This window comes from Streptomyces noursei, assembly GCF_001646665.1.
In the GTDB taxonomy this organism is placed as follows: domain Bacteria; phylum Actinomycetota; class Actinomycetes; order Streptomycetales; family Streptomycetaceae; genus Streptomyces; species Streptomyces lavendulocolor.
On the sequence record NZ_LWBU01000043.1, the window covers coordinates 63,394 to 85,539 of the forward strand.

At 74.3% G+C, this 22,146-nt stretch carries 20 protein-coding genes; 10 read left to right on the forward strand and 10 right to left on the reverse strand.

All coding sequences use genetic code 11. The annotated features are described in order from the left end of the window. The first annotated feature begins 9 nt into the window (after positions 1–9). Both A4V12_RS04445 and A4V12_RS04450 read left to right on the forward strand, forming a co-directional pair. Positions 10–702 carry an ABC transporter ATP-binding protein gene (locus tag A4V12_RS04445; protein WP_064067878.1) on the forward strand — a complete coding sequence of 231 codons (693 nt, stop codon included), beginning with the start codon at positions 10–12 and terminating at the stop codon, positions 700–702. Then, positions 699–3,152, forward strand: a complete 2,454-nt coding sequence (locus A4V12_RS04450; protein WP_064067879.1) for an ABC transporter permease — start codon at positions 699–701, stop codon at positions 3,150–3,152. The genes A4V12_RS04445 and A4V12_RS04450 overlap by 4 nt, the downstream gene beginning before the upstream one ends. A gap of 140 nt (positions 3,153–3,292) precedes the next feature. Here A4V12_RS04450 and A4V12_RS04455 read toward each other — a convergent pair whose 3' ends face one another. Continuing rightward, a complete protein-coding gene (locus A4V12_RS04455) occupies positions 3,293–3,856 on the reverse strand; it encodes a hemerythrin domain-containing protein (protein ID WP_064067880.1) in 564 nt (187 codons plus the stop codon). A gap of 323 nt (positions 3,857–4,179) precedes the next feature. Here A4V12_RS04455 and A4V12_RS04460 point away from each other — a divergent pair, with 323 nt between their 5' ends. The 3 genes from A4V12_RS04460 to A4V12_RS04470 all read left to right on the forward strand — a co-directional run bounded on the left by A4V12_RS04460 (position 4,180) and on the right by A4V12_RS04470 (position 7,961). Beyond that, positions 4,180–5,352 (forward strand): carboxylate-amine ligase, encoded by a 1,173-nt coding sequence (locus tag A4V12_RS04460; RefSeq protein WP_064067881.1) that lies wholly within the window; start codon positions 4,180–4,182, stop codon positions 5,350–5,352. 190 nt (positions 5,353–5,542) lie between these two features. Beyond that, positions 5,543–7,621 (forward strand): pectinesterase family protein, encoded by a 2,079-nt coding sequence (locus A4V12_RS04465; protein ID WP_064067996.1) that lies wholly within the window; start codon positions 5,543–5,545, stop codon positions 7,619–7,621. An 88-nt stretch (positions 7,622–7,709) separates the two neighbouring features. After that, entirely contained in the window at positions 7,710–7,961 is a 252-nt protein-coding gene (locus A4V12_RS04470; protein WP_064067882.1) for a DUF5133 domain-containing protein, read from the forward strand. A 42-nt stretch (positions 7,962–8,003) separates the two neighbouring features. Here A4V12_RS04470 and A4V12_RS04475 read toward each other — a convergent pair whose 3' ends face one another. Beyond that, complete coding sequence (locus A4V12_RS04475; RefSeq protein WP_064067883.1) at positions 8,004–8,396, reverse strand: DUF2267 domain-containing protein; 393 nt, start codon at positions 8,394–8,396, stop codon at positions 8,004–8,006. 190 nt (positions 8,397–8,586) lie between these two features. On the opposite strand from A4V12_RS04475, the gene A4V12_RS04480 reads away from it, so the two are divergent. Beyond that, positions 8,587–9,129 carry a GNAT family N-acetyltransferase gene (locus A4V12_RS04480; protein WP_064067884.1) on the forward strand — a complete coding sequence of 181 codons (543 nt, stop codon included), beginning with the start codon at positions 8,587–8,589 and terminating at the stop codon, positions 9,127–9,129. A gap of 92 nt (positions 9,130–9,221) precedes the next feature. On the opposite strand, the gene A4V12_RS04485 is transcribed toward A4V12_RS04480, so the two are convergent. Together A4V12_RS04485 and A4V12_RS04490 are read right to left on the reverse strand one after the other, a co-directional pair. Then, positions 9,222–9,914, reverse strand: coding sequence for a pyridoxamine 5'-phosphate oxidase family protein (locus tag A4V12_RS04485; RefSeq protein WP_234372077.1), 693 nt, complete (start codon positions 9,912–9,914; stop codon positions 9,222–9,224). Between the two features lie 262 nt (positions 9,915–10,176). After that, a complete protein-coding gene (locus A4V12_RS04490; protein ID WP_064067885.1) occupies positions 10,177–10,494 on the reverse strand; it encodes a hypothetical protein in 318 nt (105 codons plus the stop codon). Positions 10,495–10,650: 156 nt separating this feature from the next. On the opposite strand from A4V12_RS04490, the gene A4V12_RS04495 reads away from it, so the two are divergent. Continuing rightward, a complete protein-coding gene (locus A4V12_RS04495; protein ID WP_064067997.1) occupies positions 10,651–10,890 on the forward strand; it encodes a DUF5133 domain-containing protein in 240 nt (79 codons plus the stop codon). A gap of 46 nt (positions 10,891–10,936) precedes the next feature. Here the strand turns inward: A4V12_RS04495 and A4V12_RS04500 are convergent, their stop codons facing one another. Both A4V12_RS04500 and nsrR read right to left on the reverse strand, forming a co-directional pair. Continuing rightward, the gene (locus A4V12_RS04500; RefSeq protein ID WP_064067886.1) at positions 10,937–12,133 is read right to left on the reverse strand and encodes a globin domain-containing protein; all 1,197 of its coding nucleotides are present in this window, start codon (positions 12,131–12,133) and stop codon (positions 10,937–10,939) included. Positions 12,134–12,272: 139 nt separating this feature from the next. Then, positions 12,273–12,716, reverse strand: coding sequence for a nitric oxide-sensing transcriptional repressor NsrR (nsrR, locus tag A4V12_RS04505; RefSeq protein WP_064067887.1), 444 nt, complete (start codon positions 12,714–12,716; stop codon positions 12,273–12,275). Positions 12,717–13,060: 344 nt separating this feature from the next. Between nsrR and A4V12_RS04510 the strand changes: the two genes are divergently transcribed. Then, positions 13,061–15,514, forward strand: coding sequence for a phosphoketolase family protein (locus A4V12_RS04510; RefSeq protein ID WP_064067888.1), 2,454 nt, complete (start codon positions 13,061–13,063; stop codon positions 15,512–15,514). A gap of 590 nt (positions 15,515–16,104) precedes the next feature. Here A4V12_RS04510 and A4V12_RS04520 read toward each other — a convergent pair. Then, positions 16,105–17,379, reverse strand: coding sequence for an MFS transporter (locus A4V12_RS04520; protein WP_064067890.1), 1,275 nt, complete (start codon positions 17,377–17,379; stop codon positions 16,105–16,107). Positions 17,380–17,478: 99 nt separating this feature from the next. Here A4V12_RS04520 and A4V12_RS04525 point away from each other — a divergent pair, with 99 nt between their 5' ends. Beyond that, entirely contained in the window at positions 17,479–18,567 is a 1,089-nt protein-coding gene (locus tag A4V12_RS04525) for a DUF5937 family protein (RefSeq protein WP_064067891.1), read from the forward strand. Positions 18,568–18,623: 56 nt separating this feature from the next. Here A4V12_RS04525 and A4V12_RS04530 read toward each other — a convergent pair whose 3' ends face one another. Continuing rightward, positions 18,624–19,496, reverse strand: coding sequence for a class I SAM-dependent methyltransferase (locus A4V12_RS04530; protein ID WP_199831217.1), 873 nt, complete (start codon positions 19,494–19,496; stop codon positions 18,624–18,626). 118 nt (positions 19,497–19,614) lie between these two features. Beyond that, the gene (locus tag A4V12_RS04535; protein WP_064067893.1) at positions 19,615–20,184 is read right to left on the reverse strand and encodes an XRE family transcriptional regulator; all 570 of its coding nucleotides are present in this window, start codon (positions 20,182–20,184) and stop codon (positions 19,615–19,617) included. Positions 20,185–20,330: 146 nt separating this feature from the next. On the opposite strand from A4V12_RS04535, the gene A4V12_RS04540 reads away from it, so the two are divergent. Beyond that, positions 20,331–21,353, forward strand: a complete 1,023-nt coding sequence (locus A4V12_RS04540) for an NAD(P)/FAD-dependent oxidoreductase (RefSeq protein WP_064067998.1) — start codon at positions 20,331–20,333, stop codon at positions 21,351–21,353. Positions 21,354–21,691: 338 nt separating this feature from the next. Here A4V12_RS04540 and A4V12_RS04545 read toward each other — a convergent pair whose 3' ends face one another. Further along, complete coding sequence (locus A4V12_RS04545) at positions 21,692–22,105, reverse strand: arsenate reductase ArsC (RefSeq protein ID WP_064067894.1); 414 nt, start codon at positions 22,103–22,105, stop codon at positions 21,692–21,694. Positions 22,106–22,146 lie beyond the last annotated feature (41 nt).

Below are 22,146 nucleotides of genomic sequence, written 5' to 3' on the forward strand. Positions count from 1 at the left end.
ACGGCTCGGATGAATCACGTGATCGAACTGGAGGGTGTGGCGAAGCGCTACGACGGCGCCGGTGCGCCGGCGCTCGGACCGCTCACGCTCGGCGTCGCCGAGGGCGAGGCCCTCGCCGTGACGGGACCCTCCGGCAGCGGCAAGTCCACGCTGCTGAACCTGGTCGCCGGTCTGGACAGGCCGACCGACGGCACCGTGACCGTGGCCGGACGACGCGTGGACCGGCTGAGCGAGCACGCCCTCGCCAGGTTCCGGCGCGCGCACATCGGCATCGCCTTCCAGTTCTTCAACCTCCTCGACGACCTCACCGTCATCGACAACATCCGGCTCCCCGCCCAGTTGACCGGGACCGGTCGGCGCGCGGCCGCGGCCCGCGCGGGCGAGCTGATGGAGATGCTGGGCATCCAGCAGCACGCCCACGCCTACCCGGGCCGGTTGTCGGGAGGGGAACGCCAACGGGTCGGCATCGCCCGGGCGTTGATCAACCGGCCCGAGCTGCTGCTCGCGGACGAGCCCACCGGTGCCCTCGACACCGCCGCGGGCCACGGGGTCCGCGACCTGCTGAGGGAGCTGCACCGCGGTGGCCAGACCATCGTGCTGGTGACCCACGACCTGGCACTGGCGGAGGCGTGCGCGAGCCGCACGATCCATCTGGTCGACGGCCGCCTCGTCCTCGACACGTATGCCCGGGACGCCCGATGAGCGTCTTCGGCGGGGGCGCGCCGGCCCGGGTCGCCCGGTCGGGGGCGGGCCGGCAGCGCGTGCGGACCGTGGTGATCGCCGTGGCCACGATGATGGCCGTCGCCTCGGCCGTGGTCGCCGGGACGCTGATGGTCGTGGCGGCCGCGCCCTTCGACCACGCCTTCGACAAGCAGCGGGGCGCGCACCTCACGGCCCGGTTCGATCCGGCCCGGGCGGGTGCCGCGCGGCTCGCGGAGACCGGAAGGCTGGACGGCGTCACCGCGAGCGCGGGTCCGTACCCGTCCACGACGATCCGTCCCGTGGGCCGTTCGGGTTTCCCGCTGCCGGCGCTGACCCTGGTCGGGCGGTCCGATCCGCACGGTGCGGTGGACCGGGTGGAACTGACGTCCGGCAGGTGGGCGCGCGGGGCGGGCGAGATCGTGCTCGGCTCGTCGTTCGAGGGACCGGGCGTCGAGATCGGCGCGGTCCTCAAGGCGTCGGACACCGCGAACGCGCCGGCCCTCTCCGTCGTCGGCTTCGCAAGGTCGAGCAGCGGGACGGCGGACGCCTGGAGCACCCCGGCGCAGATCGGCCCGCTGGCGGCGCGGGGCCACCCGGTCACGAGCCAGATGCTCTACCGCCTGGAGTCGGCGGACACCAGGGAGCAGGTCCTCGCCGGCCGGGCCGGGATCGCCGCCGCGGTGCCTTCCGGCGCGCTGCTGGGTACGCAGTCGTGGCTGGACGCCAGACACGCCGCGGGCCGGGGCGCTGCGGCGACCGTCCCGTTCGTGACGGCTTTCGGCGTGCTCGGCATCGTGATGTCGGTGATCATCGTCAGCAGCGTCGTCAGCGGTGCGGTCGGCACCGGTCTGCGCAGGATCGGCATCCTCAAGGCCATCGGCTTCACGCCGGGCGAGGTCGTCCGCGCGTACGTGGCGCAAGCCCTGGCCCCGGCCTGCGTGGGCATCGTCGCGGGGGTCCCGCTGGGCAACCTCCTGGCGGTGCCGATGCTGGCGGACACGGAGTCGGTGTACGGCACCGTGTCGCTCACGGTGGCCTGGTGGGTGGACGTCGCGGTGCCGGCCGCCGCACTCCTCGTCGTCGTGCTCGCGGCACTGGTCCCCGCGCGGCGGGCCGGAAGGCTCCCCACGGTCGAGGCGATCGCGGTCGGCCGGGCGCCGCGCACCGGGCGCGGGCGGCGGGCGCACCGGACGCTGGGGCGGCTGCCGCTGCCCAGGCCGGTGACCTACGGCCTCGCGACCCCCTTCACGCATCCGGTGCGTGCCCTCGCGATGCTGCTCGCGGTCGCGTTCGGCACGGTCGCGACGACCTTCGCGGTGGGGCTGACCTCGTCCCTGACCGCGGTCGGCTCCTCCCAGGACCCCGAGAGCCGTGCCGCGGTCACCGTCACCACCGTCAGGGCGCCCGCCGCGGCACCCCCTCCGCCGCCACCCGTCGTGGGTGACGACGGGCCCCCGTCACCCGCCGGAGGCGGTGAGGAGCCCCCGTCACCCGCCGTGAGCGGCGGTACGGCGGCCGGTGCCTCCCGTCCCGCGGCCGCCGACCCGGCGAAGGTGCGGTCCGCCCTCGCGTCCCGGGCGGGCGTGGAGTCGTACTACGGCAAGCTCCGGACCGAGGTCGCCGTGGCCGGGGTCTCCGGCGCCGTCCGGGCCTCCCTCTACGAAGGCGACGCGCGCGACGGCCACCACGCGCTGCTCTCCGGGCACTGGATCACCGGCAGGGGGCAGATCGTGGTACCCACCCGCTTCCTGGAGCGCACCAGCACCGAGGTCGGCGACACGGTGCGCCTCACGTACCGGGAGCGGAGCGCCGACCTGCGGATCGTGGGGGAGTCCTTCGACACGTCGGGCAACGAGCCGGAGGTCCACGCCGACATGGCCGACTTCCCCCCGGCCCGGCCCGACACCTTCCTCGTCGAGGTGAAGCCCGGTGTTCCCGCCGAGGAGGTCGCCCGGGAGCTCGCGGCGCTGGTGCGGCCGCTGGGCGGCGACGCCACGACCGTCCCCCCGGCGGAGCGCGGAGGTGTCCTCCTCCTCATGGACGCGCTGGCCCTGCTGCTGACCCTCCTGCTGGTCTGCGTGGCCGGCCTGGGCATTCTCAACTCCGTCGTCCTCGACACCCGGGAACGCGTCCACGATCTGGGGGTCTGCAAGGCGATCGGCATGACGCCGCGGCAGACCGTGGGCCTGGTGCTCGCCTCGGTGGGGGCCCTCGGGGTGGTCGGCGCCCTGCTCGGTGTGCCGGCGGGGTACGTGCTGCACGGCCTGGTCGTGCCGGCGATGGGACGCGCCGTGGGGACCGGCATGCCGGCGGCCGTCCTCGACGTGTACACGCCGGTCGGGCTGCTCCTGCTGGGGCTGGGCGGCGTCGTGCTCGCCCTGCTGGGCGCGCTGGTCCCGGCCGGCTGGGCCGCCGGGACCCGTGCGGCGACAGCGCTGCGCACCGAGTAGCCGGGCGGTGCCCCGGCCGGTCCGGCAGGCCGCCGGGCGCGGAGGCCGGGCTCGGCAGCCGGACGCCCCCGGGCCCGCCGGCGCGACGCACGTGTTCGTGGCGTCGGCCGGACGGGCCCGGGGTGCGGCGAGGCGTGGCGTCAGCCCTGCTTGCCCCGCCCGGTGAGCGCGTCACGGACCCGGTCGACCATCCCGGCACCCGGCGCGAGGATCTTGTTGAGCGGCGGGGTGTCCGGGGCGGCGGGGTGCGGGCGGGTCGGCGCGGTCTCCTTGGCCCGCCGCACCTTCTCACCCAGCTCGGTGAGCATGCCGGGCGGGCACACCTCGGCCAGCAGAGGGAAGAGACGGTCCTCCTCGTCCCTGACGTGCTCGGTGACCGACGCCTTCAGCCGGCTGACCAGACCGTCGAACTCCGCGTCGCCGGGCCGGCAGCCCTCCAGTTCCTTCAGCAGGCGCTCCACCTCGCCGTGGTCGGCGATCTCCTTGTCGGCGAGGTCGTCACCACCGTCCACGTAACGGCGGACCACCGGATACAGGTGCTCCTCCTCGGCCACCGCGTGGCGGATCAGCTCCATGGTGAGCCGGTCGGCGAGCACGCGGCGTTCGGAGTCGTCCCCGGTGTGCGTCTGGATCTGCGCGAACAGGGCGTCCACCTCCCGGTGGTCCGCCGTGAGTTCCTCGATGACGTTTCCTCCGTGGCCCATCTTCGGGGCTCCCTTCCGTTGCGGGGTGATCACTGTGCTGGTCGCCGTATGCCGGTGCCCCGCGGTCCGCCGGTCACACGGCCCGGTGGGCGGCCCGTGGCGGCCCGTGGGCGGCGGGGACGGACAGTGCCCGGCGTTCATGCCTGCCACGGCGGCTCCCCGGTTCCCCGCCGGGGAAGCGCCGCTCACCCGGACGGCCGACGGCGGGGCTCATGTGCGCATCCTGTGACCCACGTGAACGTTCGATGCGTACTGCTGGATCTTCCGGGCAACCGGAGGTCAGAAGTGCGGGGTCGCCGCACACGGAACCAACGGGAGTCCCCTTGACGGTGCGTATCGGGGTGGAAGAGGAATTCCACGTACTCGATGTAGAGACCGGCGAACTCGTCCCCCGTGCCGAGACTGTGCTCCGCGGCCTGCCGGAGAAGCGCTTCACCGCGGAACTCCTGCAGTCCGCCGTGGAGACGAACAGCGACGTGCACACCACGCTCGACGGCCTGCTGGCGGACCTGCGCCGGGCGCGCGGCGACCTGAGGGACGCCGCGAGCCGGCACGGACTGGCGGTGGTGGCGGCCGGGACGGTCCCCTTCCTCCCCGAGGGGGCGGCACGGGTGACCCCGGACAGCCGGTACCGGCGCATGGTCGGGGAGTACGGGCTGGTGGCGCAGGAGCAGTCGATCTGCGGTCTCCACGTCCACGCGGAGGTGCCCGAGCGTGACACGGCGGTCCGGATGATGTGCCTGATCGCCCCCTGGATACCGGCCCTGCTGGCGCTCTCGGCCAGCTCGCCGTTCTGGAAGGGCGCGGACACCGGTTACGCGAGCTGGCGCACGATGGTGTGGCAGCGCTGGCCCACCTCCGGGCCGGTCGGCTGCTATCCGGACGCCAGGGCGTACCAGGCGGCGGTGACGGAGCTGATCGACTCCGGCGTGGTCAGCGACCCCGGGATGATCTACTACGACCTGCGGCCCTCGGACCACCAGCCCACGCTGGAGCTGCGGGTGTGCGACGCGGCCCCGCGGGCCGAGACGTCCGTCCTGATCGCCGCGCTCTTCCGGGCCCTGGTCATGCGGGCCGGCGCGCGACTGGCCAACGAGCCCGTGCCCCGCTGCCCCGGGCGCCACGAGTGGCTGCGGGCGGCCACCTGGCGGGCCGCGCGGTCCGGCCTGGAGGGCGACCTGATCGACCCGGTCTCCCGCCGGCCGGCGCCCGCGGCCCGGGTGATCCGGACGATGCTGACACGGCTGCGCGCCGAACTCGAGGCGTGCGGCGACTGGGAGACGGTGTCCGACCTCACCGACAGGGCGCTGGTCGAGGGAAGCGCCGCGCACCGGATCCGGCAGGTCGCCGCGGGCGAGGACCTGCTGGCCGCCATCGACGAGCTGGCCGTCCTGACCGGTGGCGGCGAGCGCTCCCGGCGACGCCCGGCCGCCCACGCGCTGTCCGGCGCCCCGGCCGCACTGCACCGCGGCCACGTGGAACCCATCGGGGGCTGACCGGCCGGCGGGCCGGCCCGCCCCCGGGTCCCGCGCGGGACGCCCCTCGCGGGACCGTCCCGCGGGCGGGCGCGGCCTCCTTCTACGAGTTCGACGAGTTCGACGCGTTCTCGGCGCGTACGGCAACCTCCTGCGTCCCCGGCGGCAACCAGGCAGGGATCGACCCCTCGTCATGGAACGGATGTCGCAGATGAGTTCACCACGCCGTACGCCCCGGCACCGCAGACCACGCACGGCCCTCGCGGTCGGCCTGCCCCTGGCGCTGGCAGCCTCCGGGGTGCTGGCCTACGGGTCGGTGTTCGGGCTGGGACCGGGGGAGGAGGACAGGGCCGCGGCGGCGGAGGCGCCCGCCTGGGCCACCGCCACGGCCGATGGGTTCGCCTCGGTCGACGCCCTCGGGCAGAGGGGCACGTACGGCGGCCGGGGCGGCCGGACCGTCACCGTCAGGACGCTCGCCGATCTGGAGAGGTACGCCACCGCCCCGGAGCCGTACGTCATCGTCGTCGCCGGGACCATCGACATGGCGCCCGTCGGCAAGGAGATCAGGGTCGCCTCGGACAAGACGATCATCGGCTCCGGGACCGTGGGCCACATCGTCGGTGGGGGCTTCTTCCTCGGCCCGGGCGTCCACAACGTCATCATCCGCAACCTGACGATCAGGGACTCGTACCAGGGCGTCTGGAACGACAAGGAACACGACTTCGACGCCATCCAGATGGACGGCGCCCACCACGTGTGGATCGACCACAACGACCTGCGGCACACCGCCGACGGGCTGATCGACGTCCGCAAGGACAGCACGTACGTCACGGTGTCCTGGAACAGGCTGAGCAACGCCAACAAGGCCTTCGGCATCGGGTGGACCCAGAACCTCGTCACCGACATCACGGTCCACCACAACTGGATCCGCGAGACGGAGCAGCGCAACCCCTCCACGGACAACGCGGCCCACGCGCACCTCTACAACAACCTCATGGAGGACGCCCCGGGCACGGCCGTCACGTCCTCCTACGGCAACTACGCGCGCGGCAGGACGCGGATGCTGCTGGAGAACTCCGTCTTCCAGGGCATGCGCAACCCCGTGATCCGCGACGCCACCGCCGCCCTCGTGCAGCGCGGCAACGTCTTCTCCGGCACGAGCGGACGCAACGAGAGCGGCGGAGGGGCGGCCTTCGACCCGAAGAAGTACTACGGCTACACCCCGGACGCGGCCCGCGACGTGCCGGGGCTGGTGAAGTCCGGTGCCGGGCCGAGGAGTTCTCTGGGCAGGGCGGCCGCCACCACCGCCACCACGGCCGCTCCCGCCGCCGCTCCCGCCGCCAGGACCCTCACCGTCGCCAAGGACGGCACCGGCCAGTACCGGACGGTCCAGGCCGCCGTGGACGCCGTACCCGCCGGCAACACCACCCGCGTGGTCGTCTCCGTCAAGCCGGGCACGTACCGGGAGACGGTGAACGTCCCCGCGAACAAACCGCACGTCACCATCGAGGGCAGCGGGGCGAGCCGCAAGGACACGGTCATCGTGTACGGCAACGCGGCCGGCATGCGCAAGCCGGACGGCTCCGGCACGTACGGCACCCCCGGCAGCGCCACGGTGGCCGTCCGGTCCGACGACTCGCGGCTCCGCAACCTCACCGTCTCCAACGACTTCGACGAGGCCGCGAACCAGTCCCTCAAGGACCAGCAGGCGGTCGCCCTGCTCACCACCGCGGACCGGATCGTGCTCGACGGCCTGATCGTCACCGGCGACCAGGACACCCTGGAGCTGGAGACCGCGGCCAAGGACAAGCCCGGTCGCGTCTACGTCACCAACTCCTACGTCGTGGGCAACGTCGATTTCATCTTCGGCCGGGCCACCGCCGTCATCGACCGGTCGGTCATCACCCTCAAGAAGCGCTGGAACGGCACGTCGGCCGGCTACGTCACCGCCCCGAGCACACCGGCGGGCCGCAACGGCATCCTCATCAACCGCTCCACCGTCGACGGCGACGTGGCCGCCGGCTCCTTCCACCTCGGCCGCAACTGGCACCCCGGCGGCGACAGGACGGTCGACCCCCAGGCCACCGTCCGCGACTCCCGGCTCGGCGCCGCGATCAAGCGCACGCCCTGGACCGACATGGGCGGCTTCTCCTGGAAGGAGGACCGCTTCGCCGAGTACATGAACACCGGCCCCGGCGCCGGTCCGAGGAGCACCGAGCGGCCCCACCTGACCGACGCCCAGGCCGCGTCCCAGGAGGTCTCCGACTGGCTGGGCGGCTGGACCCCGTAGACGCCGGCGCCGGGCGGGAGCAGGTGTACCGGCCGGGGATCCGGGCACATGGACGGGGCCACCCGTTCAGAGAGGACGCCACGAACCCATGCCCGATCCGCGTCACCTGAGAGTCGCACTCGCGCGCTTCGCCGATGTACGGATCACGCTGCTGCACCGTGAGGACCCCGGCCTCCGGCGCGAACTCGACGAGATCAGCCGGGCCCTGTGCGCCATGACCGGAACCGCGACCATCGACGACGCCCTCCCGGCCGCCGACGCCATGCTCGCCCGGTCGTCGCGGCGGCGCCCCGCCCCGGCGGGCGGCGCCGCTGCGGCCGGCATGGTGACCGCAGCCTGACGCGAGCCGGCCGCGGCCGCACGGCGGCCGGCACGTCACGCCTCACGACGGTTCCGTCCGGCCGAACAGGCCCGCGTGGCCGGGCGGCAACTGGGTGAGGATGCGCCGCAGAAGGGCGTCGTCGGCCGCTTCCGCGATGGTCGACAGCACCGCTGTGACGGCCCGGCGGGCGTACAGCGTGCCGCCCTGGTCGCAGTCGTCGACCGCCGCCACGAAGCCCTCCGGCGTCAGCGGTTCCCTGGCGGGCGGCACGCCGATGAGCAGCGGCGCGCACTCCGGGGGCAGCAGCCGCGCGAGGTCCGTCCGGTCGGTGCCCACCAAGTGCGCCCCCAGGACCCCCAGTACGCGCTCCAGCGCACCGGCCGCCTCCTGCCGTACGGCGTAGCCCCCGCGGGTCTGGACCTGATCGAGCACCGTCTCCAATGACCTGTCCATGTGCCACTCCCTGCTCGTGCGCTCCGACGTGATGGGGGTCGCGCCCCGTTCGGTCACCGGTGCGCGACCGGTGAGCGACCCTCTACCCGGCATCACGCAGAGCAATCACCTGGTTACGGCGAATGACGCCCCCCTGGGCGGTCGCGCAAACGGATTGCCGACGGCACGCCCGGTCGGATAGGAAGCGGGCATGCTGAAGGGGACCAGGGTCGGGCTCAGGGCCCGGCGCGAGGACGACCTGCCGATCCTGCTGACCGAGCTCCATGACGACGTGGTCAACTCCTCCCGGTCCGAGGGCGGGCCGTGGCGCCCGCTGTCACCCGGCTCGAAGGATCCGCGGCTCGTGGTGGACGACCAGGAGCGCGGCCGCGTCCAGTTCTCCGTGGTGGAACTGGCGGGCGGCACGCTGATCGGCACCGCGGGGCTGTGGGGCATCGACGACCACAACCGGTGCGCGCACATCGGGCTCGGCCTGTTCCCGTCCGCCCGCGGCAAGGGCTACGGCACCGACGTGGTCGCGGTGCTGTGCCACTACGGTTTCGTCGTGCGCAACCTCCAGCGCATGCAGATCGAGACGCTGTCGGACAACACCGCGATGCTGCGCTCCGCCGAGCGCAACGGCTTCGTCCGCGAGGGCGTGCTGCGTTCCTCGTCCTGGGTGATGGGCGCCTTCATGGACGAGGTCGTGCTCGGTCTCCTCGTCCGGGACTGGAGGCCGGGCGCGAAGGGCTGAGACGGGGCGTGCCCGGCGTCCCCTCCGCGTCTTCCGCCCCGAGCCCAGGGGCCGGAAGCTCAGCGGGAGTTCAGCGGCAGTTCAGTGGGAGTTCAGCGGCTTTCCTGGGCGTTCGCGCCGGCGTGGGCGCGGGCGTGAGCGTGGGCGTGGGCGTCGGTGACCTCGGCGGGTGCCGCCGGCAGCGGGTGCTCCCCGCCCCCGGCCGAGCGCGTGAAGTAGTCCGCGTCCTTGGGGCGCGGCGCGGTCGCCCGCGGGCGGGGTGCCGGTTCCAGGTGCGGTATGTACTTCGAGCACTGGACGTACGCCTCCTCCACGGTGACGTGCACCCACATCTCCGGCCGGCGTCCCGGAGCCGGCTCCTCGGGAAGGTGCGGGTGTCTGCGCCGCTGCTCCTCGTCGCCGCACAGCCGGGCCGTCCCGTTGACGTGCAGTCCTATGTGATGGTGCGTGAAGTCCATGAACAGCATGCCGATGTGGGGGTTCTCGACGATGTTCCCCGCACCGGCCATCACACCGTTCCCGCGGTACTCGGGGTAGGTGAGCGTGCGCGCGTCCAGGTCGATCACGAACCCGGGCGGCCCGGCGCGGAAGCCGGCGTCGCATGTGCCGTCGGCACCCGCGGTGGAGAGGAAGACCATGGACTGGCGGCGCAGGAAGTCGCGCATCTCGGCGGTGAGGAACGGTTTCACCTGGCGGTCGTAGAAACCGGAGGCCCGGTCGGCGGTGCCGAGGTACTGCTGGAGCAGGCGTTCGCCCTGCGTCCCGGGGAGGTGGTGCGTGGTCACGTCGGATCGGTTCTTCCTGTTCGAGCGCGGGGAGGGATCCACCGAGGAACCCGGGGCGAGGACGTGCGGTGGATCGTGTGCCGGGAACGCGCTCATGGAGCACCGCCGAGCCTCGCCGAGGGTCAGTGGTACCCCGGGGACTGGCGGGACATGTCAACCGGTCCATGGAGATCCTGCGCAGCCGCGTCACCCACCGCCTCCCCGCGGCGGCCCGTACGCGACCCGGGCGTGGAGGAACCCGGGCGGGGGCGGGCCGCCGGGTTCACGTCGGCGTGTCGATCCCGGTCACCGCCGCCGGCCCGGTCGGAGCGTCGTCCTCCGCGTAACCGGCCTCGCGCAGAGCCTCGGTCGCCGTCCGCCTCGCGGCCTCCTCGGCACTGTGGCTGTCATGGGCCTCGACCTCCAGGCGCACGCTGAAGGTGCCGTTCTCGTTGACGGTGAGGACGTCCAGTTCCTCCGCCCGGCCCAGTGACGTCTGCCTCGGGTCGGCGGGGCGCAGCTTCCGTACGAGAACGGACCGGGCCTCGTCGGTCAGCTCCCGCAGGAAGGTGCCCGGAATGGTGATGACGTACGTGGTCACGTTCTCTCCTCGGTTCGACGCGTACGCCGACGGATCCGTGGCGCGTCCCCTATCTATGTCCTGCCCCCCGACCCCGTATGCGGGGTACACGTATGGGCGGCGGAAGCCGGGGTACCGGCTGACATGTCGAGACCACACGTGGTGAAGGAGACCGGCGTGCTGATGGCCCACCCCGCAGTCCTCAACGACCTCGTCGAGCAGTACGAGGCGCTGCAAGCCCTGCACGGCGAAGCGGGTGCTCCGGACGTGCGCAGGCGCATGGAGGACGTCGCCTACACCCTGTGCGTCTCCACCGGGACCCGGGACGTCGACGCCGCCCTCACGGCCGCCCGGAACCGCCTCCTGGCGGCGGGTACCGGCGCTCGCCCCCAGCACGCCTCCCTCCAGCCGTCCTGAGAGCGGCCCCGGACGTCCGGGGCCGCTCGGCCGGCGGTGCCGGCCCCTACCGGCCCAGCCAGAGGTCCGGTCCGAAGACCTCGTAGTGGATCCTCTCGGCGGGCACGCCGCGTCGCAGCAGGTCGCCGCGGACCGTCCGCATGAAGGGCAGCGGGCCGCACAGGTAGGCGGTGAGCCCCGCCGGGAGGTCCAGGGCGTCCACGTCGACGCGGCCGGCCGTCGACGCCTCCGGCGCCCGCTCGCCGGGCTCCTCGTACCAGAGGTGCAGCCGCGCGTCCGGGAGCGACGCGACCAGGGCCGCCTGCTCGTCCCGGTGGGCGTGGCGGTCGGGGGAGCGGTCGGCGTGGACCACCGTCACCGGGCGGGCCGAACCGGTGGCGGACAGGTGACCGAGCATGGACAGCACCGGGGTGACGCCGATGCCCGCGGACGCCAGCAGCAGCGGGCCGTCCCCCTCCGGCAGGACCAGGTCGCCGAACGGGGCGGTGACGTCGAGCACGTCCCCGGGCCGTGCGTGCGCGTGGAGCCAGGACGACACCTCGCCGTCCGGGTGCGCCGCGTCGTGGACCCGCTTGACGGTGATGCGCCAGTCGGACCGGCCGGAAGCGGCGGAGAGGCTGTACTGGCGGATCTGCCGGGCCCCGTCGGGGAGTTCGACCCGCACGCCGACGTACTGGCCGGGCCGGAAGGACCGGGCCGGCCGGCCGTCGGCGGGGCGCAGCACGAAGGACGTGGCGTCCTCCGTCTCCCGGTGCCGCCCGACGACCTCCATCCGGCCCCAGACCTCGCCCTCGGCGACGCCCGCCTCCTGGTAGAGGCGTGCCTCGACGGCGATGAGCGCGTTGGCCATCAGCCAGTACACCTCGTCCCACGCCCGGGCGACCTCGGGCGTGACGGCGTCGCCGAGCACGTCGGCGATCGCCGCGAAGAGGTGGCGGTGGACGGTCTTGTACTGGTCGGAGGTGATCCCGAGGGAGGCGTGCTTGTGCGCTATCCGCGCGAGCATCGCGTCCGGGCGGCTGTCCGGTCTGTCCAGCAGCATGCCGGCGAACGCCGCGATGGATCCCGCCAGCGCCTTCGGCTGCTCCCCGTTGGCCTGGTTGCCCCGGTTGAACAGGTCCCGCAGCAGCTCCGGGTGGGCGTCGAACAGCTTCCGGTAGAACAACTCGGTGATCTCCCCGATGGCGGCGCCGACCACCGGGAGGGTGGCGCGTACGACGGGGGCGGACTGCTCGGAGAGCACGGCGACTCCTTAATTGGTTAAAGATCTTCGTATTTTTGGGTGCGGCGAGGTGGGCGGGTGGTGGGGGTGGGGTGCGGGGGGCTGGTGTGCTTGCCCGTGGGCGTCGGTGCGGGTGTGGGGTGGATGTGTGTCGTAGGGGTCAGTCCGCCGGGCGGCCGACGAGTCCGATCAGGACCGGCCCGGTGGGGGAGGCGACCAGGTCCGCCACGGTCAGCGGATCGAGCGTGGCGTAGAACGCCTCCTGTGCGTCGCGCAGCGCCCGTCGCAGCCGGCAGGCACCGCGCAGCGGGCACGGCGAGTCGCCCTCGCAGGCGACGACCTCGCCCTCGCCCTCGAGTTCCCGTACGAGCCGGCCGACCGAGGACCGCCGTCCGGCGTCGGTCAGGGCCAGCCCGCCGCCGCGCCCGCGCCGGGCCTCGACCACGCCCATGTGCTGCAGGCGGGCGACGGCCTTCGCCACGTGCGTGTAGGGCACGGCCATGGCCTCCGCCACCTCCCGCGTGGTCAGGGCGTCGCCGTCCTCCGCGACCGCCAGACGCATCACGGAACGCAGGGCCAGGTCGGTGAACTTGGTCAGCCTCACGGTCGGGACGCTAGCAAATGCGCATACGAAATTCCTATTTGCATGCGCCGCCGATCCTGTGGGGTGCGTCACGCCGGGACCCATGGCGGGCAAACCCCCGCCATGGGTCCCGGCGAGGGCCCGCGGGGTGGCCCGTCCGGCCCTTCCCGCCCCCGTACCGCCCGTGTCACGGTGCTGCGCGGCGGCACACGCACGACCATGGAGTGCGCGTCCCCCGGGTGATCCGGAGGGCGCGCCCCCGGGCCGCCAGGAGGCGTCCGCGTACCGCGCGAGGGCACACGCCCGGTGACGACACACGGCCGGTCCGCCGGACGGCCCGCGCCCACCCACAGGACGGAGGCAGCATGCGCAAGGACGAGGACCCGGACGGCGTACCCCTGACCGACGAAGAACTCGACGCGCTCGACGCCCACTGGAGGGCGGCCAACTACCTGTCCGTCGGGCAGATCTACCTGATGGACAACCCCCTGCTGCGCAAGCCGCTGGAGCCGGAGCACATCAAGCCCCGGCTGCTCGGGCACTGGGGCACGTCACCCGGCCTCAACCTCGTGCACACCCACCTCAACCGGGTGATCCGGCGCCACGGCCTCGACGCCCTGTGCGTCTGGGGGCCCGGGCACGGCGGCCCGGCCGTGCTCGCCAACGCCTGGCTGGAGGGCAGCTACAGCGAGACCTACCCCGACGTGAGCCGCGACGAGGAAGGCATGGCCCGGCTGTTCCGCCAGTTCTCCTTCCCCGGCGGCGTGCCGAGCCACGTCGCCCCGGAGACCCCGGGGTCCATCCACGAGGGAGGGGAACTGGGCTACTCCCTGTCGCACGCGTACGGCGCCGCGCTGGACAACCCGGACCTCCTCGTCGCGTGCGTCATCGGTGACGGCGAGGCCGAGACCGGACCGCTCGCCGCGTCCTGGCACTCCGACAAGTTCCTCGACCCGGTCCACGACGGGGCCGTCCTGCCGATCCTCCACCTCAACGGCTACAAGATCGCAAACCCCACCGTGCTCGCCCGCATCCCGGAGGCGGAACTCGACGAGCTGCTCCGGGGGTACGGCCACGACCCCCTCCACGTCACCGGCGACGACCCGCGCCAGGTCCACCGGGCGATGGCGGCCGCGATGGACACGGCCGTCGACCGCATCCGCCGCATCCAGCGCCAGGCCCGCACCGGCACCGGCGCAGGCACAGGCGCAGGAACAAGCGCAGACGCGGACACGGGCAGCACCGGAGCCGGGGCCGGCGGACCGGACGGGCGGCCGCGCTGGCCCGTCATCGTCCTGCGCACCCCCAAGGGCTGGACCGGCCCCGCGGAGGTGGACGGCCTCCCCGTCGAAGGCACCTGGCGCTCCCACCAGGTCCCGCTGTCCGCGGTGCGGGAGGACCCGGCGCACCGCGAACAGCTGGAGGCCTGGCTGCGCTCCTACCGCCCCGACGAACTGTTCGACGAGCGAGGCGGGCCGCGGGAGCGGGTGCTCGCCTGCGTACCGGACGGCGAGCGCAGGCTGGGCGCCACCCGGCACGCCAACGGCGGCCTGCTGCTGCGGGAGCTGCCCCTCCCGCCGCTCGAACACTTCGCCGTCGCCGTGGACCGGCCGGGCGGCACCCGGCACGAGCCGACCGGGGTCCTCGGCGGCCTGCTGGAGGCCGTCATGGCCGCCACCGCCGACCGCCGCGACTTCCGGCTCGTCGGCCCGGACGAGACCGCCTCCAACCGCCTCCAGGCCGTGTACGGAGCCAGCGGCAAGGCCTGGCAGGAACCGCTCCTGGACACCGACGAACACCTCGACCGGCACGGCCGGGTGATGGAGATCCTCTCCGAACACACCTGCCAGGGCTGGCTGGAGGGCTACCTCCTCACCGGCCGCCACGGACTGTTCTCCTGCTACGAGGCGTTCGTCCACATCGTCGACTCCATGGTCAACCAGCACATCAAATGGCTGAGGACCGCCCGTACGCTCCCGTGGCGGGCGCCCATCGCCTCCCTCAACTACCTGTTGACGTCCCACGTGTGGCGCCAGGACCACAACGGCTTCTCGCACCAGGACCCCGGTTTCGTCGACCACGTCCTCAACAAGAGCCCCGAGGTCGTCCGGGTCTACCTGCCGCCGGACGCCAACACCCTGCTGACCGTCGCCGACCACGCGCTGCGCAGCCGCGACCAGGTCAACGTGATCGTCGCCGGCAAGCAGCCCTGCTTCGACTGGCTCTCCCTCGACGACGCCCGCGCCCACTGCGCCCGCGGCGCCGGCGTGTGGGAATGGGCGGGCACCGAGGACGGCACGCGTGAGCCCGACGTGGTCCTCGCCTGCGCGGGCGACGTACCCACCGAGGAGGTGCTCGCGGCGGCGGCACTGCTGCGGCGCCACCTGCCGGGCCTCGCGGTCCGGGTGGTGAACGTCGTCGACATGACCCGGCTCATGCCCCACGAGGAGCACCCCCACGGCATGACCGACGGGGAGTACGACGCCCTCTTCACCCGCGACAAGCCGGTGATCTTCGCGTACCACGGCTACCCGTGGCTGGTGCACCGCCTGGCCTACCGCCGCGCCGGGCACCCGAACCTCCACGTACGCGGCTACAAGGAGGTCGGCACCACCACGACCCCCTTCGACATGGTCGTGCGCAACGACCTCGACCGCTACCGCCTGGTGATGGACGTGATCGACCGCGTGCCCGGTCTCGCCGTGCGGGCCGTGGGCGTACGGCAGGCCATGGCGGACGCCCGCGTCCGCCACCACGACTGGATCCGCGCACACGGCAGCGACATGCCCGAGGTCACCGACTGGACGTGGGCCGGCTGAGCCGGGGCCCGGAGCGTCCGGGAGCGGCCCGGCGGTCCGGCGGGTCCGGGAGCGTCCCGGCGGCGAGAAGGTGCGTGCCTCCCTCCCCTCACGAGAAGGAGGCATGTACGCCGCCGGGGCGGGCACAAGGTCCTCACGCCCCGCCGCGTTCCCCCCCCTCGCGGTCGGGGCGTTTCACCTTCCCGGGCCCGGTGAGGCTCGGTGAACGGCCGCACATGTGCGGTGCGCGCCGTGCGTCCCGTAGCGTCGGCGTCCACGTGCCACATGGCGACGGGGAGGGTGACCATGGTCGACACGCGCTCGCGGCGGTACGCAAGGGCCGCCCGCCGGATGTTCTGGTCCGGCATCGTCCTGTTCCTCGTGGGGCTGGCCGCGCTCGGTGCCGCGCGGACGGACGGGGCCACCACCTGGCGGTGCGACCCCAGGTGCCGCCGGGTGACCGGTAGTTGGGAGAGCGTCGAGGTGGCGGGTGCGGTCGTCGCGGGGCTCGGAGGACTGCTCTGGGCGGCGGCCGTGCTGATGGCCACCCTCCGCCGCCCGGCCCGACGTCCCTGATCCCCACCCGTCCCCGCGCGTGCCGGACCGTACCCTCACCCGCCCGTACCGGCGCGCGTCTTCGGGGGCGCGGGCCGGTCCTTCTCGGTGGCGACGGCGGACGCGGAGAGGAGCGTGGCGGCGGCGAGCCCGCCCCACAGGGCGGTCGGACCGTGCGGCGCGAGCGCGGTGATGGCCGCCGGGGACACGGCTAGGCCGAAACCGGTGGACAGCTCGAAGCGGGCCAGGGTGCGTCCCAGTACGGGGGCCGGGGCGAGGGCGGTGACGAGCGCGGTGGCACTGCCGGCGTAGACGATCTCCCCGAGCGTGCAGACCACGGACACCGCGGCGACGGCCGGAGCGCCCCAGCCCCCGCCCAGTGACGTGGCCGCCAGGAAGCCGAGGTAGGACGCGGCGAGCACCACCCCGGCCAGCGCCAGCACCGTCCGCCGGGCGAAGCGGGACAGCAGGACGGTGAGCGGGACCTGCAGGGCCACCACCAGCACCGTGTTGGTCACGAAGATGGCCGCGGACCACACGGGGGACGCGTGCAGCTGGGTCACCAGGACGAGCGGGAGCGCGATCTCGGGGACGTTGAGGCAGAAGACGTACACCACGTTGGCGGCCAGCAGGGCCCGCATCCGGGGCGCGGGCCCGCCCGCCCCGTCCCCGTCCGTCGTCCCGTCCCCGTCCGTCGCCCCGTCACCGTCCGGGGGTGCGGCCGGCCGGGCGCGCAGGTGCACCGACCGGGCCAGCGCCGCGGCGGTCAGGTATGCGAGCCCCGTCACGGCGGCCAGCGCCTGAAGCGCGGCGGCCCCGCCCGCCAGGCACGCGGTGGCCAGGAGCGCCCCGACGCCCAGGCCGGCGTTGCGCAGGGCGCGGCCCGCCGCGAGGGTGGCGTCCCGTTCCCGGCCGTGGGCGACCGTCGCCACGAGAGCCGCATGGGCCGCGGGCCACGCCTGGTTGCCCGCCCCGAGCACGAGCGCGGCCGCCGCGAACGGCCAGACGTGCCCCGCGGGGGCGGCCAGCAGCAGCACCACGCCCAGCGCCCGCACCAGCATCGACGCCGCCACGACCGTGCTGCGTGCGCCCCGGTCCAGCCACCGGCCCACCGCCGGTATGCACAACAGGCCCACGACCACGCCGACCGTCATGGCGATGCCGGTGGCCGGCGCGGACAGCCGCAGCACCATCACCCCGTAGAGGAGCAGGAACGGCCGCAGCAGGCCGGTGCCGAGCGCGTCCACGGCCAGGGCGACGGCGTAGCGGGGGCCTCCGGACGCCCGGACGAGGGCGCGGGGCCGGATCGAAGTGACGGTGCGGGTTGTCATGGCGTCAGACGGTGCGTGCGACGGCCCGGCCGGGCACGCCGGTTGACGGACACCGTCAACCGGCACCGTCGCCCGCCGGGCGTCGGTGATGCTGAGGGGATGACCTTGAGGATCGACATCGGCGGCCTGCCGTCCGAACGACTGCGCTTCGCCGCGTCCCCGCTGGCCGAACTGACCGCGATGCTCCACGTGCTGGCCGAGCCGGGGCACCATCCGCACCTCGCGGGCTGGGCCGGGGACGTATGGGCGGGGCTGCGGCCGGAGCTGGCCGAGCGGCTGCGGGAGGCGGAGTTCCTCTGGCGTTCCTCGCAGGCCGACTTCCTGCTGCCCGCCCGGCCGCGCCCGACCCTCGCCGAGGAGCTGGACGACGTGGACCGCATCGACGACGAGGCGTACGCGACCGCCGCGCTCGTCACCACCTGCGGCAGCAACCGGCTCCCCGCCGCCGCACCGTCGCCGCTCACCGACGCGACCGCGCGCGAGCGGGCCCTGGACCTGGCGCAGGCCCGCGGCGCACGGCAGGAGGCGTTCGCGGAACGGCTGCTCGCGGACCCGGCGGCCGTACGGGCACGGGTCCGCGACACCCTCGAACAGTGCGCCGAGGCCTTCTTCGACACCGCCTGGGCGGAGGTGGCCGTGCGGCTCGCCTCCGACCTGCGCCTGAAGAACGACCTGTTGAGGCGTCAGGGTCTCGAAGCCGCCCTCGCGTCGGTGTCCGGGGCGATGACCCTGGCGCCCGGCGGCGACTGCCTCGTCGTGGACAAGCTCCAGGACAAGGCGACGGCCGCCCGCGGCACCGGTGTCACCTTCATCCCCAGCGTGTACGGAAGCCCGCACCTGGTGGTCGTCCACGCGCCCGGCTGGCAGCCGGTGGTGCAGTACCCCGTCGTGGCCGAGCCGGGCCCGGCGGAACCGGTGTCGCTGGAGACGGTCACCCTGCGGCTGGAGGCCCTCGCGCACCCGGTACGGCTCCGGCTGCTGCGCACCCTCGCCCGCGGCCCGCACACCACCGGTGAACTGGCCCACGCCTGGGAGCTGTCACCGCCGGAGGTCTCCCGCCACCTCGCCGCCCTGCGCCGCGCGGGACTGCTCACACGCCGGCGGCAGGGCCGTTACGTCCGGCACACCCTCGACGTGCCTGGGCTGACGGCGCTCGGGACCGACCTGCTGGCGGCGGTCCTGCGCTGAGCGCCGTCCGTCCGGCCTCCGGGCTGCCTCTCCTCGCCGTCGCAGGTGCGGCGCGGTCAGGTGCGGCGGGCGGCCCAGACGGTGCGTTCGGTCCGGACCGCGAGGTCGCCGCGGTGCGGGAGGCCGAGCGGGTCGCCGGTGTCGAGCAACCGGTCGAGCGCGTCGAGGTCCTCCGGGGCGAGGGCGTGGGCGGCGCTGTCGCGCAGGCGCCGCAGGCCGCTGAGCGCGTACCGGCCGACCGCCGGGTCGGCGGAGCCGTCGACGCGCACGGTGAGCACCCGCTCGTCCTCGACGGTGAATCCGGCCCCGGCCAGCCGGGGGCCCCAGTCGGCTCCCCGGTGCGGCACCTGCTCGGCGGCGTGCCGGGCGAGGGCGGCGTGGCAGCGCTCCTCCAGGCCGGGCCGCCACTCCGGCGCGTCGTCGGGCAGGAAGCGCGGGAAGCCGGCCAGCTCGACGACGGCGAACAGGCCGCCGGGCGCGAGCACGTCGTGGACCCGGCGCAGGACGCGGTCGGGGTCGGCCATGTGGTGCATCGACGCCGACGCCCACACCAGTTCCGGCCGGGGCAGCTCGGGCCAGTCCCCGTCGAGGTCGGCCCGTACCGTACGCACCCGGTCGGCGACCCCGAGCGCCTCGGCCCGTTCCCGCAGCCGCTCCAGCAGGGCCGGCGACGCGTCGACGGCGGTCACCTCGGCCCGGGGGAAGCGCGACAGCAGGGCGAAGGTGCCGGCGCCCGTTCCGCACCCCAGGTCCGTGATGCGGCGCGGGTCCCGGCCGACGGGCAGCCACTGCGTGACGGACGCGTGGTGCCCGGCGAGCACTTCGGCGTCGAGGTCGAGGACTTCGGCATGGCCGTCGAAACCGGAGGCGTGCCGTGCGGAGTGATGCGCGCCGGCGTGGGTGGGCTGCGGGGACGTGTGGTGGCTCATGGGCGCCACGCTAGGGCGGTCATGGCGTCGCCCCGCCATGGTTTCCCGTACGCGCAAGACGATGGCCGGATGTACTGCCGGACGCGCAAGCGGCGCCCTCGCGCCGGGTCGGCCGCGCTCAGGCGTCGTCACCGCGCTGGTGGCCGCGCCGCGCGTCCCGGTCGAAGATGCCGAGGATCTCGCAGGGCCCGCCCTCGGCGCCGATGGCGTGCGGCAGCATCGTGGGGAACTCCGCCGCCTGGTTGGTCTCCACGCGCATGCGCCGGTTGCCGAGCAGCAGCACCGCGGTGCCGGACAGGACGACCAGCCACTCCCGGCCCGGGTGGGCGCGCATGCGCGCGGGGTTGTCGGGCGGCGGGTCCGTCATGCGCTGGCGCACCACGCTCAGCCCGGGATCCGCCCTGACGGGCCAGCGCATGAGCCCGTGCGCGGCGTCGATCACCGGACTGATGAGGACGTCGTCGGCGGCGGTCTCGACGAGCTGGTCCAGCGAGGTGTCCAGGGCGCGCGCGAGGGTGACGAGCTGGTCCAGGGCCAGGCGGCGGCGGCCGTTCTCGATGCGGCTGAGCGTGGACTGGCTGACCCTGGCGCGGGTGGCCAACTCCTCCAGGGACCAGCCCTGCGCCACGCGCAGGGCCCGGATGCGTTTGCGCACCAGGCTGTCCAGATCGCCATCTTCTTGCGTCATGCGCAACATCGTATGCCTGGTTGGCAAGGCGCGCCTATCGTCGCGAACGGGCCCGGCACCGGCCGGGGACCGCGACGAGAGAGGGTGCGACAGCCATGCCCGAGACCACCATGTCCGACACCGACGCCATGTGCGACACCACCACCATGCCCGTGTCCGTCGCCGAGCGCGCCGCCGAGCGTGCCGCCGACGAGCCGCCCGGCGGGCTCGTCGACGCCGTGGTGATCGGCGGCGGCGCCGCGGGCCTGAACGGGGCGCTGATGCTCGCCCGGTCCCGCCGCTCGGTCGTCGTGATCGACGGCGGCGCCCCGCGCAACGCACCCGCCGACGGAGTGCGCGGCCTGCTCGGCCTGGACGGCATCGCCCCGGCCGAACTGCTGCGCAGAGGCCGCGAAGAGGTACGCCGCTACGGCGGCCTCGTGGTGGCCGGGGAGGTGACCTCGGCCGGTCCGGCCGGCCCGGCCGGGGGAGACCCGCGCTTCACGGTGACCCTCGCGGACGGCCGCAGCTTGTACGCGCGCCGCCTGCTCGTCGCCACCGGGCTGCGCGACGTGCTCCCCGACGTCCCCGGGCTCGCCGCGCACTGGGGCCACGGTGTGGTGCACTGCCCCTACTGCCACGGCTGGGAGGTGCGCGACGAGCCCATCGGGGTCCTGGCCACGGGCCCCGCGTCGGTGCACCACGCCGTGCTGTTCCGCCAGCTCACCGACGACCTCGTCTTCTTCACGCGCGGCACGGAACTCGACGAGGACACCCGCGCACGGTTCGCCGCCCGAGGCATCCGGGTCGTCGACGCGCCGGTGGAGGAGGTCGTGACCGGTCGGGACGGCGGTATCGAGGGCGTGCGCCTCGCGGACGGGAGCGTGGTGCGGCGCCGGGTCCTCGCGGTCGCCACGGTCCTGCGGGCCCGCACCGAGGGCCTGGACGGGCTGGGGCTGGCGACGGAGGACCTCCCGGGCGGCATGGGCCGCCGCTTCGCCTCGGGTGACGCGGGCGCCACCGGCGTGCCCGGGGTGTGGGTGGCCGGCAACGTCACCGACCCGATGGCCCAGGTCGGCGCCTCCGCCGCGGCCGGCGCCCTGGCGGGCGCCCGCATGAACGCCGACCTGGCCGCCGCCGACACCGCTGCGGCCCTCGCCCCCGTGCCCCGGGACGGCGCCCGCGCCTGACGCCCGTGCCCCGGCCCCGGGGGCGTGGCACCGCCCCGAACCGGCAGTCCGCTCCCGCCACAGGCCGACGGCCCTCTTGTGCGTCCCCGCGGCGGCGCACGGCCCGCGGCTCACCGCGCAGGCGTACCGGCGTCCGGTCCACGTCCCCCGGCGCCACGGCCCGGCGCACGCGGCGTGCGGCCTTCCGGGCTCCGACGCGGTCCGGCGCGGACGGATACGGCCACGTCCTCGCCGCCCCCCCTCCGGCGTCCCGCGCGGTCACCTCCGCCTCCCGCGGACGGCCGCGGAGTACCCCGGCGCCCACCGCCCCGCCGCCTCCGGCCGGGACGGTCGGCGCCTCAGGCCGCCGGGCGCGGGGCGATCTCGTCGATCAGGCCCTCGACGAGCTTCCGGATCTCGTCGCGGATGGGCCGTACCGCCTCCACGCCCTGGCCGGCCGGGTCCTCCAGCCGCCAGTCCAGGTAACGCTTGCCCGGGAAGACCGGGCAGGTGTCGCCGCAGCCCATGGTGATGCACACGTCCGACTCCTTGACGGCGTCGACGGTGAGGACCTTCGGGGTCTCGGCGGAGATGTCGATGCCGACCTCGCGCATCGCCTCGACGGCCGCCGGGTTGACCCGGTCGGCCGGGGCGGATCCGGCGGAACGCACCTCGACGCGGTCCCCGGCCAGGTGGGTCAGCCACGCGGCGGCCATCTGCGAGCGGCCGGCGTTGTGGACGCAGACGAACAGGACGGAGGGCTTCTGGGACATCGCAGGTCTCTCTTGTCTCAGGACGAAGCAGGCGCGTCAGG